Genomic DNA, 511 nt, shown 5'->3' on the forward strand with positions numbered 1-511 from the left:
TGGGCGACCGTGCGCAGGAAAAGGCGTGCGTCTGGTGGTACTTGGATAGTGCTGCCGGCGATCCGGCACAGGCCTGCGGACTGGAGAAAGCGGGCGGTTTCAAGCGCGTCGGCGAGGCTGTCGGGGGCAGCGCCCATTTCGCGGCAGAGCCCGTCCACGTCCACTTCCATCTGGCACATCAGCGTCTCGATGGCGCGGGCGCGCAGGCGGTCATCCTCAGTCAGCGCGACACCACGCTCGACCGGTAGGCGACCCGCTTCAATCGCTGCGCGCCATGCTGTCCGCTCCTTGAAGTTCTGGATGTAACCGCCCGAAAACTGGGAGATTGCCGTGCTGCCTATGCCGACCAGCGTATCGCATGGATCGTCCGTATAACCCTGGAAATTGCGGTGAAGCGCGCCCGTGCGGGCGGCTTGAGTGAGCGAGTCGTCGGCGCGAGCGAAATGATCAAGGCCAATGGCCTGGTAGCCTGCCAGTTCCAGCGTGCGCGCGCCTGCCTCGGCCTGTTCAA

At 65.0% G+C, this 511-nt stretch carries 1 pseudogene; it reads right to left on the reverse strand.

Annotation, left to right across the window (positions count from 1 at the left end):
- Positions 1 to 511 (reverse strand): annotated as a pseudogene (locus tag B4F73_RS04620) (oxygen-independent coproporphyrinogen III oxidase); the annotation flags it as partial.

The sequence above is a fragment of the Hyphomonas sp. UBA3601 genome (assembly GCF_002375605.1).
Classification (GTDB): Bacteria; Pseudomonadota; Alphaproteobacteria; order Caulobacterales; family Hyphomonadaceae; genus Hyphomonas.